The sequence below is a fragment of the Streptomyces poriferorum genome (genome assembly GCF_019399235.1).
Classification (GTDB): Bacteria; Actinomycetota; Actinomycetes; order Streptomycetales; family Streptomycetaceae; genus Streptomyces; species Streptomyces poriferorum.
In genome coordinates this window covers 1-13,459 of the sequence record NZ_JAELVH010000195.1, presented here as the reverse complement: position 1 = coordinate 13,459, position 13,459 = coordinate 1, and the positions used below count along the sequence as shown (strand labels likewise).

Below are 13,459 nucleotides of genomic sequence, written 5' to 3'. Positions count from 1 at the left end.
TGAGCTGTTCCTCGGGCGGGACGCCGTGGCTGAGGCTGTGGCGCTGGTACGAGTCGGCCCGCCGGCCCGGCGGCCCGGACCGCGGCGCACTCGGCGCCCCGCCCGAGGAACAGCTCACCGCACGCCAACGCGTCGAACAGGCCGTGCGCACGGTGGCCGACGACGCGGCCGACGGACTGCCCGGGCCATGGGCGCAGGCGGTGCGCGAGGCCGCCGTGCACGGGGCGCAGGGGCTGCCGGAGGCACTTGACGAACTGGCAGGGCGGGCTGCGGGGACGGAGAGCCGGGGCGCGGACGACAGCGGTACGGCCCGTGCGGCGGCGGGCGTCCGTGGCGGTACGGCCGGTGCGGCGGCGGGCGTCCGTGGCGGTACGGCCCAGGCTCAACCGGGGCGTGGCTCGAAGCCCCCGCGGCCGGCCTGGTGGCCTGCGGCCGTACTGGCACAGGTGGTGATGACGCTGCTGCAGATCTTCGGCGGTCTGTGGCTGGCCGGCCAGATCATCGGCGTCCTGCAGCCGGGGCTGCTGACGCCCGCCCTGGTGATGCTGGCGGGCATCATCGGCGGCCCGTTGGTGGAGTGGTCGTGCGCGGCGGCTGCCCGGGGACCCGCGCGTCGGTACGGCCAGGAGGCCGAACGCAGGCTGCGCGAGACGGCGGCGGCCTGCGGGCGGGCCCGGGTGCTCGACCCCGTGTCGGCTGAACTGGTGCGCTATCGGGAGGTGCGCGAGCGCTTCGTGGCGGTGACGGAGTTTTCCACAACGAGCCGTTAGTCCACAGGCTTCAGCAGGAATTCCGCCTCCCCTTCACCATGGGATCAGTGACCGGACGCAGGAGTGCGGTCACCGATATCCGGACCGAAGGGGAGGCGGAGTCATGAACGAGACCTTGGTGACGCTGGTGGGGAACGCGGCGACCGGTGTGGAGTTCCGGGAAACGGCGAGCGGGGGAATGGCGCGATTCCGGTTCGCGGTGACGCCCCGGCGGTGGGACCGGGAGAAGGAGCTCTGGACGGACGGGCACACCAGCTTCTACACGGTGTGGGCCTGGCGCACCCTGGCGGCGAATCTGACCGGCTCCGTGGCCGTGGGGGAGCCTCTGGTGGTGCACGGCAGGCTGAAGGTGCGCGAGGAGGAACGGGAGGGGCAGCGCCGGACCTTCGTGGATATCGAGGCGGTGGCGGTGGGACACGATCTGACCCGGGGGACGTCGGCCTTCCGGCGTGTGGTCAGGGGTGAGCCGGGGCTGACCGCGCGGAACGGGGCGCGCAGGGCCGACGAGCCGGACGAGTGGGCGGTGAGGGACCGCCCGGCGGACCGCGCACAGTCCGCGGACCGGGTGGAGCCGAGCGATACGGAGCATGAGCCGGCCGAGGTCGTCCGGACGGAACGCCCTGCCACCAGGCGCCGGACGGTGCGTCAGAAGGCCGAACCGGAACTGGTGTCGGCGCCCTGAGACGCCACCCGGCACAGGCGGCGAGGACCGCATTCCGGCCCGAGTCCTCTCCCTGAGCAGGACGTTACCCGGGATAACGATTCCGATTCGGAATGGTTGTCGGACGGTATGACGGGGGATTGTGCTTCGCGCGGTCTTTAGGATTCCTCAGTACTCACAGGGCACTTGAGTCGGCTGGCGGGACATTCCCCACACGCGTAACGGACGCGAGGGTCTCGCCCGGAGGGGAATTCTGTGTTTTCTGCTTCTTCAGCGACCGCCTCGTCATCCACGACGACGGCGGAACCCCGACGGACCCGGGGCATAGCCCGGCTGGCCGCCTCGGTGGTGGCATCCGGCCTGGTCCTGGCCGGCGCCCTCACCGGCGCGGGCGGCGCGGTCGCCGACGAGGCACCCCCGCACCAGGGCGGTGCGACCGCGACCCTGGACGGGCTGAAGACGTTCGACAGCGCGGTCCTCCACGCCGACGGCAAGGACCAGAAGCTGCCCGCAGGGCTCTTCGAGATGACGGTCGACGGCGGCGGCAAGTTCAAGACGTACTGCATCGACATCCACAACCCCACCCAGGACCAGGCGAAGTACCTGGAGACCCCCTGGAACCAGACCTCGCTCGGCACGAACAAGAACGCCGGCAGGATCCGCTGGATCCTTGAGCACTCGTACCCGAAGATCGACGACCTCCAGGCGCTCGCCAAGGAGGCCGGCACGGGCCCGCTCACCGAGCGGACCGCGGCGGCCGGCACCCAGGTCGCCATCTGGCGCTACTCGGACAACGCCGACGTGACCGCATCCGACGACCAGGCGGAGAGGCTCGCCGACTGGTTGCAGAAGTCCGCCACCGACACCGCCGAGCCCAAGGCGTCCCTCGCCCTGGACCCGGTCGCGGTGTCCGGCAACTCCGGCAAGCGCGTCGGCCCCGTCACCGTCCGCACCAACGCCGGGCAGGTCTCGGTGACCCCGCCCGCGGACTCCGCCAGCGGCGTCAGGATCACGGACAAGAAGGGCAAGGCCGTCACCACGGCCACCAACGGCTCCCAGCTCTACTTCGACATCCCGGCAGGCGCCGCCGACGGCTCCGCCTCCCTGACGGTCCAGGCCACCACCTCGGTCCCCGTCGGCCGGGCGTTCGCAGGCGCCACCAAGAGCCAGACGCAGATCCTGGCGGGCTCCAGCGAGTCCACGGTCTCCGCGAGCGCCACCGCGACCTGGGCCGGCAAGGGCGCGATCCCCGCGGTCACCGCGAAGAAGAACTGCGCCAAGGGCGGCGTGGACGTCACCACGAGCAACACGGGCGACGAAGCGTTCACGTACGACCTGGCCGGGGCGCAGCACACCATCGAGCCCGGCAAGTCCGAGACGGTGACCGTGCCGGTCGCCGAGGACCAGGCGTACGACGTCACGGTCACCGGACCGGGTGGGTTCAGCCGCACGTTCAAGGGCGTCCTGGACTGCAGGACCACCGGCAGCGCCACCGACGGCCTCACCACCCAGACCGCCGAACAGCCCACCACGACCACCGCCACGGCCGGCGGCAGCACGGCGGCCGCCGAAGGCAACCTGGCCGAGACCGGCAGCTCCAACGCCACCCCGATGATCGCGGGCATCGCGATCGCCCTGGTCGTCATCGGCGGCGGCTCGGTCTTCTTCCTCCGACGCCGCAAGGACCAGTCCTCGGGCGAGTAACGCGCACACACGCCAGGGCGCACGGCACGACGCCCTGACCGCGGCCCCGGTACGGCTTCGGCCGGCCGGGGCCGCGGCGTATTCGGGCCGGAGTTCCGCGGTGCGCGAGCGGGGCCGCGCTCCGCGCGGTACGCGGTCGCTAGGAGCCGGCCGGAGGACGACCCTCTGGGCCCGGCCCCACTCCCAGATCCGCTCGCATGACATTGCGCATGCGGTCCCACCGTTCCCAGAGCAGCGGGAAGTCCGTTGCCCGGATCTCCTCGCAGGAGCCATCGGCGTCCGGGTGTCCTTCCGCCAGAGACATGATCCGGCGGTACACCTCCGACAGTGCCGCGGTCACGCCGTCCAGCTCGCCCAGTACCGTCCCGGACACGATCAGCTGGGCCTCGGCGAACGTCGAATGATGGTCGCGTCTCGCCTCCTCGACAGCCTCTCGTCCCTCTGGGGTGGCCTGCCCCCTGTCGAAGTCCCAGAGGTAGTCCATCAGACGTGTCCGGTAGAGACGGAAGGCCGCGTTGACCGTCACGTAGCAGTCACGTCGACGGATGAGCTCCGAAACCTGCTGCTCGCGAAGCCACTGGGCGTGAGCCGCTCGTTGCTCACGATCGAACTGTTCCGCCTGGACGCGTGCGACCACTCGTTGTGCGAGAAGCGGCGAGAGCAGGGTGCCGGTTACGCCGACTGTCGCAACGACGAGCGCAAGCGTGGTGCTGCCCATGATGTCCCCCAGAAGACGGCCCGGACTCCGCTGCCATCCTGCCCGGGGGCGTTCCCTGCATTCGGGTCTCGCCGACCGGGTGGCGGCTCCGGACCCGCGCTGACTCGCGCCGCGACGATTCTCAGGACCACTGAGGAGACGGCTCGCTCGGCCCCTGGACACTCCCTCGGCCCTCACCGGCGTCCGTCGAGCACGTCCGTGAACAGGAGCTCACGGACGCTCGAAATACTGGAGCACCCCGCCGGCGGAGAAACACAGAGCTCCCGTGAGGGTGCCCCAATTGGCGATGTCGATGTTCAAGACGCTCGACGTGGCGGGGCGGGTGAAGTCGGCCAGCGCCGCGACCATGAAGAGCACGGACCCGAGTTGGTTGACCGCGACGATCCACCAGCCGAGATCGCGGGGCCGGATTCCCGGCCGGCCGTGGCAGACCTCCACCAGGGCCAGATGCCCCGAGACGAGGAACAGGGTGCACCCGACCAGGTCAGGGGCCCAGATCAGCCGGTTCACCTGCTGGACCGAGAGTCCTTGCAACAGGGAGCTCAGCAAGTTGATGCCGAACACAAGCGTGCCCACGAACAGCAGGAAGGTACTCAACCAGTCGATCCGGCCGGGCTCGTAGCTCCACCATCTCCATCGCCGCGCGGCAAGTGCCCCGGCGCCGTTGTCCTGGCGAGGGGCGTTGACCGCCTGGAGAAGCGACACGTAGCCGCCCGTGTTGAAGAACAGGCCGCCGGTGAAGTAGATCCAGGCTCCCGTCGCATCACCCGCGCCGAACTGTGCGACAGCGGCTCCGAAGGCGAAGAGGCCCCCACCCACCGCGAACGCACTCGCCGCGATGGCATTCAGCCTGCGGAGACGACTGACCGACGCGCTGTCCGCCCTGCGGGAGCGGGGTTCGCGATCGCCGGCCGCCCGCACGGTGAGCAGCCCGCGCTTGCGCGCCCGCCGCGACTCCCAGACCGCAGTGCCGCCGTCACCGAGGCGCCAGGTCAGCCGCGTCGTGAACGGCCCCGCCCCCTCGGCGGCCCTCTCGATTCGACTCACCGCTCGACCCTAGCCGTTTGGTGACTAAATGCTCGCATATGGCTCGTACGTAGCTGGTGTGTGAGAAGGGCTACTTGCGACGCTCTCCGAGCGCGTTCCCTCGGGCGCCGCGTCCCGGGGCACACACAAGGGGGAGTCGGCTGTCGTCGAGTGAGACCTCAGCCGGCCCCGCCCGGTCGGCTGCCTGCGTCGGTGCGGCCGGGGTATCTCCACCTCAGCGGCTCTATTACTCCGTGGCGCAGGTATGACACGCCCACTACGGTGGCCCGATGAATGGACGGGCGCGACTGCTTTCGCGGGCCTGCACCACTGGCTGGGGCGATTGGATCCATGGGGAGTTGTGGCTGCTGCCGTCCTCCTTGGTCCGTCGGCGGCTCGGGTTCGTGGCCACCGTGGCGAACGGCAAGGGGCCGACGGTGGTCTGGCCGTTGCCGGAAGCCGACGTGACCGAGGCTGCCGCCGAGCAGATTCGGGCGGAGCACCGGACCAACACAGTGCTGCCTCTGGCCGACATCGCCTCCGCCCGCATTCACCGTGGCTTTGCCTCCGACCGAGTCAGCCTGCGTATGAAGGACGGGGCGCAGCACAAGTTGCTCTGGCTGTCCGCAGACCCCGCATACGACGTGCTCGTGGATGCGCTCGCTCCCTGGCTCCGGCGCCCATGAGGTGGGTTGTTCGTGAGGCCACCCGCCGCCGACGGTCGAACTGGGTGACCGCGTGCCGCGCCCGACGGTCTTGGCCCTATCGACTGGCAGGCAGACACGGCGGAGGGACGGGATGACGGGTGCTCTCCAGTTCAGCTGGGAGCTGGGCGAATGAATGGTCTACGGCCACCGAGTGATCGTTCCTGGGCCGTCCTTGGGCTGTGCGAGGGCGCTCAGCAGTGACCGAACGCGACAGTCAGTGACAGGTCACCTACAAAGACAGACGCGCGTACGGCCAGGTCAGGCCCACCCGCCGATACGGGTTTCCGTCAAGAGGTAGCAGTCAGGCAAGATGGGGTGTATCTGCCCACTCATCGATTGCCGGACGGTTTCTCTTGGCTGAGTACATCTACACGATGCGCAAGACACGCAAGGCGCACGGCGACAAGGTCATCCTTGACGACGTGACGCTGAGCTTCCTGCCCGGCGCGAAGATCGGTGTGGTGGGTCCCAACGGTGCCGGTAAGTCCACGGTGCTGAAGATCATGGCGGGCCTGGAGCAGCCGTCCAACGGTGATGCCTTCCTGTCGCCCGGGTTCAGCGTGGGCATCCTCATGCAGGAGCCCCACCTCGACGAGTCGAAGACCGTGCTGGAGAACGTCCAGGACGGCGCTGCCGAGATCATGGGCAAGCTGACGCGGTTCAACGAGGTCGCCGAGCTCATGGCGACGGACTACTCCGACGCCCTCATGGACGAGATGGGCAAGCTGCAGGAGGACCTGGACCACGCCAACGCGTGGGACCTGGATGCTCAGCTGGAGCAGGCCATGGACGCGCTGGGCTGCCCGCCCGGCGACTGGCCCGTCACGAACCTGTCCGGTGGTGAGAAGCGCCGCGTCGCGCTCTGCAAGCTCCTCATCGAGGCGCCCGACCTGCTGCTGCTCGACGAGCCCACCAACCACCTCGACGCCGAGTCGGTGAACTGGCTGGAGCAGCACCTCTCGAAGTACGCGGGCGCCGTGGTCGCCGTCACCCACGACCGGTACTTCCTGAACAACGTCGCCGAGTGGATCCTCGAGCTCGACCGCGGCCGCGCCATCCCGTACGAGGGCAACTACTCCACGTACCTGGAGAAGAAGGCCACCCGCCTCAAGGTCGAGGGCCGCAAGGACGAGAAGCGGCAGAAGCGCCTCAAGGAAGAGCTGGAGTGGGTGCGGTCGAACGCCAAGGGGCGCCAGACCAAGTCCAAGGCCCGTCTCGCCCGGTACGAGGAGATGGCGGCCGAGGCGGACAAGATGCGGAAGCTGGACTTCGAGGAGATCCAGATTCCGCCGGGCCCGCGGCTCGGTTCTGTCGTCGTCGAGGTCGAGAACCTCTCGAAGGCCTTCGGCGAGAAGGTCCTCATCGACGACCTCTCGTTCACGCTGCCGCGTAACGGCATCGTCGGCATCATCGGTCCGAACGGCGCGGGCAAGACCACGCTGTTCAAGATGATCCAGGGCCTGGAGACGCCGGACAGCGGCTCCATCAAGGTCGGCGACACGGTCAAGATCTCGTACGTCGACCAGAGCCGCGCCAACATCGACCCGAAGAAGACCCTCTGGGCCGTCGTTTCGGACGAGCTGGACTACATCAACGTCGGCCAGGTCGAGATGCCCTCGCGGGCCTATGTCTCCGCGTTCGGCTTCAAGGGTCCGGACCAGCAGAAGCCGGCCGGTGTGCTCTCCGGTGGTGAGCGCAACCGCCTCAACCTGGCGCTGACGCTCAAGGAGGGCGGCAACCTGCTGCTCCTCGACGAGCCCACCAACGACCTCGACGTCGAGACCCTGTCCTCGCTCGAGAACGCGCTGCTGGAGTTCCCCGGTGCGGCCGTGGTCATCTCCCACGACCGCTGGTTCCTGGACCGCGTCGCCACGCACATCCTGGCGTACGAGGGCGAGTCCAAGTGGTACTGGTTCGAGGGCAACTTCGAGTCGTACGAGAAGAACAAGGTCGAGCGTCTCGGTGCGGACGCGGCCCGTCCGCACCGTGCCACGTACAAGAAGCTCACGCGAGGCTGATCGTCTTGGCTCGTCATATCTACAGCTGCCCGCTGCGCTGGTCGGACATGGATGCCTTCGGGCACGTCAACAACGTGGTCTTCCTCCGCTACCTGGAGGAGGCGCGCATCGACTTCATGTTCCGGCTGGCGCCGGGCGACGGCTCGCCGTCGTTCGCGGGCGGGTCCGTCGTGGCCCGGCACGAGATCGACTACGTGCGACCGCTGGTCCACCGGCACGCGCCGGTGACCGTCGAGTCGTGGGTCACGAAGATAGGTGCCGCCTCGCTCACGATCGCGTACGAGGTCAAGGACCCGGAGCAGGTGTACGTACGGGCGTCGACCATCGTCGTCCCGTACAACCTGGCCGAGGAGCGGCCCCGGCGGATCTCCGCGGAGGAGAAGCTCTTCCTCCAGGAGTACCTGGCCGAGGAGCCCGCGGCGGCATGACGGTGTCCGTGCAGTCGTTGCAGTTCGCCGATACGAGGGAGGCCGCGGATCTCGCGGCCTTCCTCGGCCGGCTGCTCCACTACGACCGTGCCGCGGCCGTACGGCTGCAGGCGGGCGGCGGCGCGCTGGCCGTGTTCGGCCGGCCGCCGTCGTTCGAGGTTCTGGCGATCCGGGCCGTGCGGCTGGCGGACACGCATCGGTTCGACGTGACCGTGTCCGCCGGGGAACTCCTCGAGTCGCTGGAGGAGTCGAGCCGCTCCGGCGCTCTGCCCGCACCGGTGACGGGGCCGCCCTGGACCGGTGTGCTGCCTCCGCGCGGCGGGTGGCAGGAGCAGCAGGGGCTGCCGGGTCCCGTCGCTCTGGGTGCGTCGGTGAGCGAGGCCGTCGCCGAGTTCCGTACGCGGGACGGGGCGCTGCCCGAGGAGCGGCGCACACGGGCGGAGCGGGACCTCATCGGGCGGGACATCTGGTCGCGGACCGTCGGCGGTACGGAGCTTCCGCTGCGCGCCGTGCACGCGGCACAGGCCCTCGGTTTCCTGCGTGCCGCCCCGGACTTCCCCGTGGCCCTGCTGGCGACGGGCGCCTGGCTGCGGCTGCGTACCCCCTACGGGTCCATCGCCCTGCGGCGGGCGGGCGCTGCGGGGGGCCTGGGGACGCTCGCCGTCTCCGTGGGCGGGTAGGACCCGTCAGAAGGCGCGTCACCAGCGCATGTGGACGTCCTCGGCCCAGCCCAGCAGGCGTTCCACCGTGATCTCGGAGCCGTCGTCGGTGCGGACACGACCGTCGTAGTAGCCGAAGCACTGGTCGGTGCGGTTGTCGATCAGGCCGGTCTCCGTGCGTGTCGACCGGTTGTGGAACGGGGTGAACGTCAGGTCCACCTGGCCGGACGACGGCGTGCGGATGGTCCAGGGCGCGAGGTGGTCGGCCGGCGACCACTGCCAGTCCAGCTCCTCGCCGATCTTGGTGAGCCGGCCGTCCACGCAGAGCCCGTTCTCGGTGGAGCCCGTGCCCGCCGTCCAGCGGCCGCCGAACTGCAGGCCCACCGTGTGGCCGCCGGTGCGTCCGGACGCGGCTCCCCAGTTCCAGTCGACCGTGCGCGGCCAGCGGCCGCGGCCGTGGTCCAGGACGGCCCAGGTGTCGTCCCCGTCGAACTCCAGGTACTCGGTGCCGATCCGGACCCGGCCCGACGCGGGGAGGGCGGTGTGCTTGGAGGTGTACTGGAAGCGGCGATCGCCCCACGGCACGACGACGGAGAGCGACTCGTGGCCCGGAGGCCGGGCGACCAGGAGGTCGACCTCCAGCGGAAGCCGGTCCGGGGTCAGACAGCGGGCCCTCAGCCGGGTGCCGGCGTTCTCGTCGCGGATCTCGACCCGCACCTTGCCGCGGGACGGCCGCTCGGGTCCCACCACCACGTCCCGGGAGCCCGGGGCGCCCGCGACGGTGTCGGGGAGCTCGACGCCGAAGCCGCCGGGGATGATCGCCGTACGCTCCAGTTCGAGTCCGCCCGGCGCGTATTCGAGCAGGTAGACGGTGTTCAGGGCGAGGAAGTCGAGATCGCTGACGGTCAGCGCCACGAGGTGGGTGGGCGTCGTCACGCACCAGTACTCCCACCGCTTCGTCCGGCCCCAGCCGCGCAGGTTCGCGCGGTGAAGAGGCGCCCGGGACCAGCCGACCGCAGCCGGGTTCAGGCTGCCGTCGGGCAGGCAGAGGTCGACCGGCTCGGTGATCTCGTGTTCGGACGTCGTCATGCGCGGATCCTATAGGGGGCCTGTCGGCCGGGCCGGTGAGCTCAGGGGACCCTGACGGCCGGGCCGGTGAGCCGGAGTAGCGGATTCCGCTCGCTTTCGACCGCGGGTCAGCCCTCGGTGTTCACCATCGAGGCGGCCGCGTACGTGAGGTAGTCCCACAGCTGACGCTCGTGCTCAGGGGCCAGCCCGAGTTCGTCCAGCGCCACCCGCATATGGCTCAGCCAGGCGTCGTGCGCGGCGCGGTCCACCCGGAACGGCACGTGCCGCATCCGCAGCCGGGGGTGCCCGCGCTCCTCGCTGTAGGTGCGGGGACCGCCCCAGTACTGCATCAGGAAGAGCGTGAACCGCTCCTCGGCCGGACCCAGATCCTCCTCCGGGTACATCGGCCGGAGCAGCGGGTCACCGGCCACGCCCTGGTAGAAGCGGTGGACCAGGCGCCGGAAGGTGTCCTCGCCGCCGACCGCCTCGTAGAAGGTCAGCTCCTGCAGCGTGTCGCGCGGATTCTCAGTCACCCGTCCATGGTCGCAGACGCGTCGGCCGGGCACGGGGCCCCCGGGGCATGGATCACGCCAACCACGGCCCGGTCGAGGGCCGGTGGCGGTGGTGGCCCGATCCTTTCGTTGAAGTTCGTTACGCGAACTACTATGGTTCGTGTGACGAACGATTAACGCGGCCATCGGGAGCGGGGTAAATGATGAGCGGAAATACGCGGGGCGGGAACGTGAATCGTACGGTGGTGGTCATCGGTGGCGGATACGGCGGTGCGGCGGTCGCGAAGGCGCTCGACGAGGAGGCCGATGTCGTCCTCGTCGATCCCAAGGACGCGTTCGTGCATGCGGCGGGGGCACTCCGCGCGCTGGTCCGGCCCGACTGGGCGGGCAACATCTTCTTTCCCTACGACACCCTCCTGCGGCGCGGCACCGTCCGCCGCGAGCGTGCCGTCGCCGTGGATCCCGGCGGGGTCACCCTGGCCTCCGGGGAGCGGATGGAGGCCGCATATCTGGTGCTCGCCACCGGCTCCGACTACCCGTTCCCGGCCAAGATGGACACCGACCTCTCCGGCGAGGCGCTGCGGCGTATCCACGAGGCGCACGCCGAGCTCGCCGCCGCCGGTCGGGTCCTGATCGCCGGGGCCGGTCCGGTCGGGCTGGAGCTGGCCGGCGAGATCAAGGCGGTCTGGCCGGACAAGCACGTGACCGTCACCGACCCCGCCGGCCAGCTGGTGCCGGGCTTCCTGCCGGAGTTCCGCGAGGAGCTGCACCGCCAGCTGGACGCGCTCGGTGTGGAGCTGCGGCTGGGCACCGCGCCGGTAGAGCAGCCGCCGGCCGAACCGGGCCGGGCCAAGTCATTCACCGTGGCCACGACCGACGGCGGCGAGATCTCCGCCGACATCTGGTTCCGCTGCTACGGCGTGCGGACCAACGGCGACTACCTCGCCGACGGCCGGGTCGCCGTCCGCACCCCGCAGGGCCGGGTCCGGGTCACCGAGGCGCTCAATGTCGAGGGCCACGACCACATCTACGCCCTCGGGGACATCACGGACGTGGCCGAGGCGAAGATGGCCGGGTACGCGATGAAGCACGCCGAGGTGGTCGCGGAGAACGTCCTCGCCCAGCTGCGCGGCGAGCGGCCCACGGCCGCCTACCGGCCGTCCCCCGTGCCTTCGGCCCTGCTCCCGCTCGGCCCCGGCGGCGGGGTGGGGCAGATGCCGTCGCCCGACGGACCGGTCATCCTGCCGGCGGCGGCGGTCAGCGCCTACAAGGGCGTGGATCTGTTCATCGGCCGGTTCGCCGAACTGTTCGGGGTGACGCGCGGCTGAGGGCTGTCCCCCGATTCCTGGTGGACCAGCGCGTGGCCTCGGATGCTGTGTGTCGCGGGGCGGAGAGGCGGCGCCTCGCGTGCTGGACGTATCCGGGCGTTTCGGCAACGGAGGGGGCCTCGTGCCGTTCGGGCAACGGGGGAGGAGGCCGTAGCCGTCGTCGTGCGCCCGCCAGGGATTGCGGGAGTGCCCTTGGTGCCGCCGCGCGCTCAGGGGGCGGCCGGGGTGCTCTCGTCCGACTCCATGAAGACCACCGGCACCTTGTTGCTCAGCACCAGCCGGCCGAGCAGCGTCGCGAGTTGTTCGCGGTCGGCCTCGTCGAGGCCCGCGGACAGGGCGTCCACCCGTCGGCAGGTCCCGGCGTAGAACACGTCGGCCAGTGCGTCGCCCGCCGGGGTCAGGGCGACCCGGACCGCGCGGCCGTCCTCGGGGTCGGGTTCGCGGCGCACCAGTCCGCGCTGGACGCTGCGGTCCACGAGGCCGGTGAGGCTGGACTTCGCCAGCCCCAGCATCGCGCCGAGCTCGCTCATCCCGTACGGCCGCACCATCAGCACGCACAGCAGCTGGCCCTGCTGTGCGGTGATTCCGTGTTCGCGGCCGGAATCGGCGTACACGGCATTCACCAGGAACGAGGAGCGCACCAATGCGGTGACGATCCCCATCTGTCCGTGCTCGGCCTTTCGCATTCCCTCAGAATACGGCAGGCGCTGGTGGCGGGGCCTCGCCGGGAGCGCTGACATTCGTGGTGCGAATTATGTGCGCGGCCCGAGAGCGACGGCCGGCGCGGACAGCACAACGGCCGGCGACGGGGTGGTCACCCCGTCGCCGGCCGTTGTGTACGTCCGAGCGGTCAGTCCCGGCGGATCNCAACTGCTGTCCGGCTGCTGCACCAGCACCGCGTGCTGGTGCGAGACGCCCGGGTCCTCCGGCGGCACGGACAGGTCGATGTCCGGGGACTCGCCCGTGCTGTGCCGGCGGCGGCCGATGGTGATCTGGTTGCCGGTGAGCGGCAGCTGCTGCTCCGGGGAGTACGCCGGGAGGTTGAGCCCGGTGGCCTCGGGGCCGCTGCGCTGCATCATCGCCAGGAAGTACTCGCGGTCGGGCGCGATGACCGCGGTCCAGTTCATGGACAGCGGAGCCTGGCCCTGGCCCTGACCCGGTCCTTGGCCGGGGCCCTGACCCGGCCCCTGACCCGGTCCCTGGTTCTGGCCCGGGTACGGCGGCTGCTGCATCGGCGTCTGCGGGCCCTGGGCCTGCGAAGGCGGGGACAGCAGCCAGTCGTCACCGCCGGTCTGCGGCGCCTGCGGCTGCGGCGGGGNCGGCGGTCCGGGCTGCTCGAAGACCGGGGGAGCCGTCTGCTGGAAGGCCGACGGCGCGCTCTGCTGCTGCTGGAACGGCGGCGGAGGGCCCTGCGGTGAGTTCTGCTGCTGGAACGGCGGAGGGGGCGAACCCTGCGGCGAGTTCTGCTGCTGGAACGGCGGCGGAGGCGAACCCTGCGGCGAGTTCTGCTGCTGGGCGTGCTGCTGGCCCTGGGGGAACCCCTGCGGTCCGCCCTGCTGCCCCTGCTGCTGGAACGGCGGCGGAGGCGGCGGGCCGCCCTGCTGCTGTCCAGGGTGCTGTCCCTGCTGCTGGCCCTGCGGCTGGAACGGGTGAGGGGGCTGCTGACCCGGTCCCGGCGGGCCGGAATGTCCCGGTCCCGAGGAGAGCGGCTCGGCCGACCGGTTGATCTGCGAGGGGCGCGAGCTCTGGTACTCGAACGGATCGCGGGGCTCACGCGGCTGCGGCGGGCCGGGCGGCTGCTGGGCCTGGAAGCCGGGCGGCAGGTTGAGTCCCGGGACCGGACCGGCCGGGGCACCGTGC

Annotated in this window: 13 protein-coding genes and 1 pseudogene; 8 read left to right on the top strand and 6 right to left on the bottom strand. The window is 70.6% G+C overall.

Features of this window, described 5'->3' with window-relative positions:
- From JGS39_RS27865 to JGS39_RS27855, 3 genes and pseudogenes are all read left to right on the top strand, one after another.
- Window positions 1-770 (top strand): annotated as a pseudogene (locus tag JGS39_RS27865) (ATP-binding protein); the annotation flags it as partial.
- A 103-nt stretch (window positions 771-873) separates the two neighbouring features.
- The gene (locus JGS39_RS41105) at window positions 874-1,452 is read left to right on the top strand and encodes a single-stranded DNA-binding protein (protein ID WP_236063093.1); all 579 of its coding nucleotides are present in this window, start codon (window positions 874-876) and stop codon (window positions 1,450-1,452) included.
- A gap of 234 nt (window positions 1,453-1,686) precedes the next feature.
- The gene (locus tag JGS39_RS27855; protein WP_219572358.1) at window positions 1,687-3,135 is read left to right on the top strand and encodes a Cys-Gln thioester bond-forming surface protein; all 1,449 of its coding nucleotides are present in this window, start codon (window positions 1,687-1,689) and stop codon (window positions 3,133-3,135) included.
- A gap of 139 nt (window positions 3,136-3,274) precedes the next feature.
- On the opposite strand, the gene JGS39_RS27850 is transcribed toward JGS39_RS27855, so the two are convergent.
- Window positions 3,275-3,853 carry a hypothetical protein gene (locus JGS39_RS27850; RefSeq protein WP_219572357.1) on the bottom strand — a complete coding sequence of 193 codons (579 nt, stop codon included), beginning with the start codon at window positions 3,851-3,853 and terminating at the stop codon, window positions 3,275-3,277.
- A gap of 210 nt (window positions 3,854-4,063) precedes the next feature.
- Window positions 4,064-4,900 (bottom strand): hypothetical protein, encoded by an 837-nt coding sequence (locus tag JGS39_RS27845; protein ID WP_219572356.1) that lies wholly within the window; start codon window positions 4,898-4,900, stop codon window positions 4,064-4,066.
- Between the two features lie 269 nt (window positions 4,901-5,169).
- On the opposite strand from JGS39_RS27845, the gene JGS39_RS27840 reads away from it, so the two are divergent.
- From JGS39_RS27840 to JGS39_RS27825, 4 genes are all read left to right on the top strand, one after another.
- Window positions 5,170-5,565 carry a hypothetical protein gene (locus JGS39_RS27840; protein WP_219572355.1) on the top strand — a complete coding sequence of 132 codons (396 nt, stop codon included), beginning with the start codon at window positions 5,170-5,172 and terminating at the stop codon, window positions 5,563-5,565.
- Window positions 5,566-5,939: 374 nt separating this feature from the next.
- Window positions 5,940-7,604, top strand: a complete 1,665-nt coding sequence (gene ettA, locus JGS39_RS27835) for an energy-dependent translational throttle protein EttA (RefSeq protein ID WP_219572354.1) — start codon at window positions 5,940-5,942, stop codon at window positions 7,602-7,604.
- A 5-nt stretch (window positions 7,605-7,609) separates the two neighbouring features.
- A complete protein-coding gene (locus JGS39_RS27830; RefSeq protein WP_219572353.1) occupies window positions 7,610-8,032 on the top strand; it encodes an acyl-CoA thioesterase in 423 nt (140 codons plus the stop codon).
- A complete protein-coding gene (locus tag JGS39_RS27825) occupies window positions 8,029-8,712 on the top strand; it encodes a DUF8010 domain-containing protein (protein ID WP_219572352.1) in 684 nt (227 codons plus the stop codon). Before JGS39_RS27830 ends, JGS39_RS27825 begins: the two co-directional genes overlap by 4 nt.
- A gap of 18 nt (window positions 8,713-8,730) precedes the next feature.
- Here JGS39_RS27825 and JGS39_RS27820 read toward each other — a convergent pair whose 3' ends face one another.
- Window positions 8,731-9,780, bottom strand: a complete 1,050-nt coding sequence (locus JGS39_RS27820) for a DUF2804 domain-containing protein (protein ID WP_219572351.1) — start codon at window positions 9,778-9,780, stop codon at window positions 8,731-8,733.
- Window positions 9,781-9,887: 107 nt separating this feature from the next.
- Window positions 9,888-10,292 carry a globin gene (locus JGS39_RS27815; protein ID WP_219572350.1) on the bottom strand — a complete coding sequence of 135 codons (405 nt, stop codon included), beginning with the start codon at window positions 10,290-10,292 and terminating at the stop codon, window positions 9,888-9,890.
- Window positions 10,293-10,501: 209 nt separating this feature from the next.
- On the opposite strand from JGS39_RS27815, the gene JGS39_RS27810 reads away from it, so the two are divergent.
- Window positions 10,502-11,599: an NAD(P)/FAD-dependent oxidoreductase gene (locus tag JGS39_RS27810; RefSeq protein ID WP_308120746.1), complete on the top strand. Its 1,098-nt coding sequence runs from the start codon at window positions 10,502-10,504 to the stop codon at window positions 11,597-11,599.
- A 209-nt stretch (window positions 11,600-11,808) separates the two neighbouring features.
- Here JGS39_RS27810 and JGS39_RS27805 read toward each other — a convergent pair whose 3' ends face one another.
- Entirely contained in the window at window positions 11,809-12,261 is a 453-nt protein-coding gene (locus JGS39_RS27805; RefSeq protein WP_219572359.1) for a MarR family winged helix-turn-helix transcriptional regulator, read from the bottom strand.
- 90 nt (window positions 12,262-12,351) lie between these two features.
- Window positions 12,352-13,459: FHA domain-containing protein (locus JGS39_RS27800; RefSeq protein ID WP_236065820.1), on the bottom strand; the 1,108-nt coding region annotated here is incomplete at its 5' end.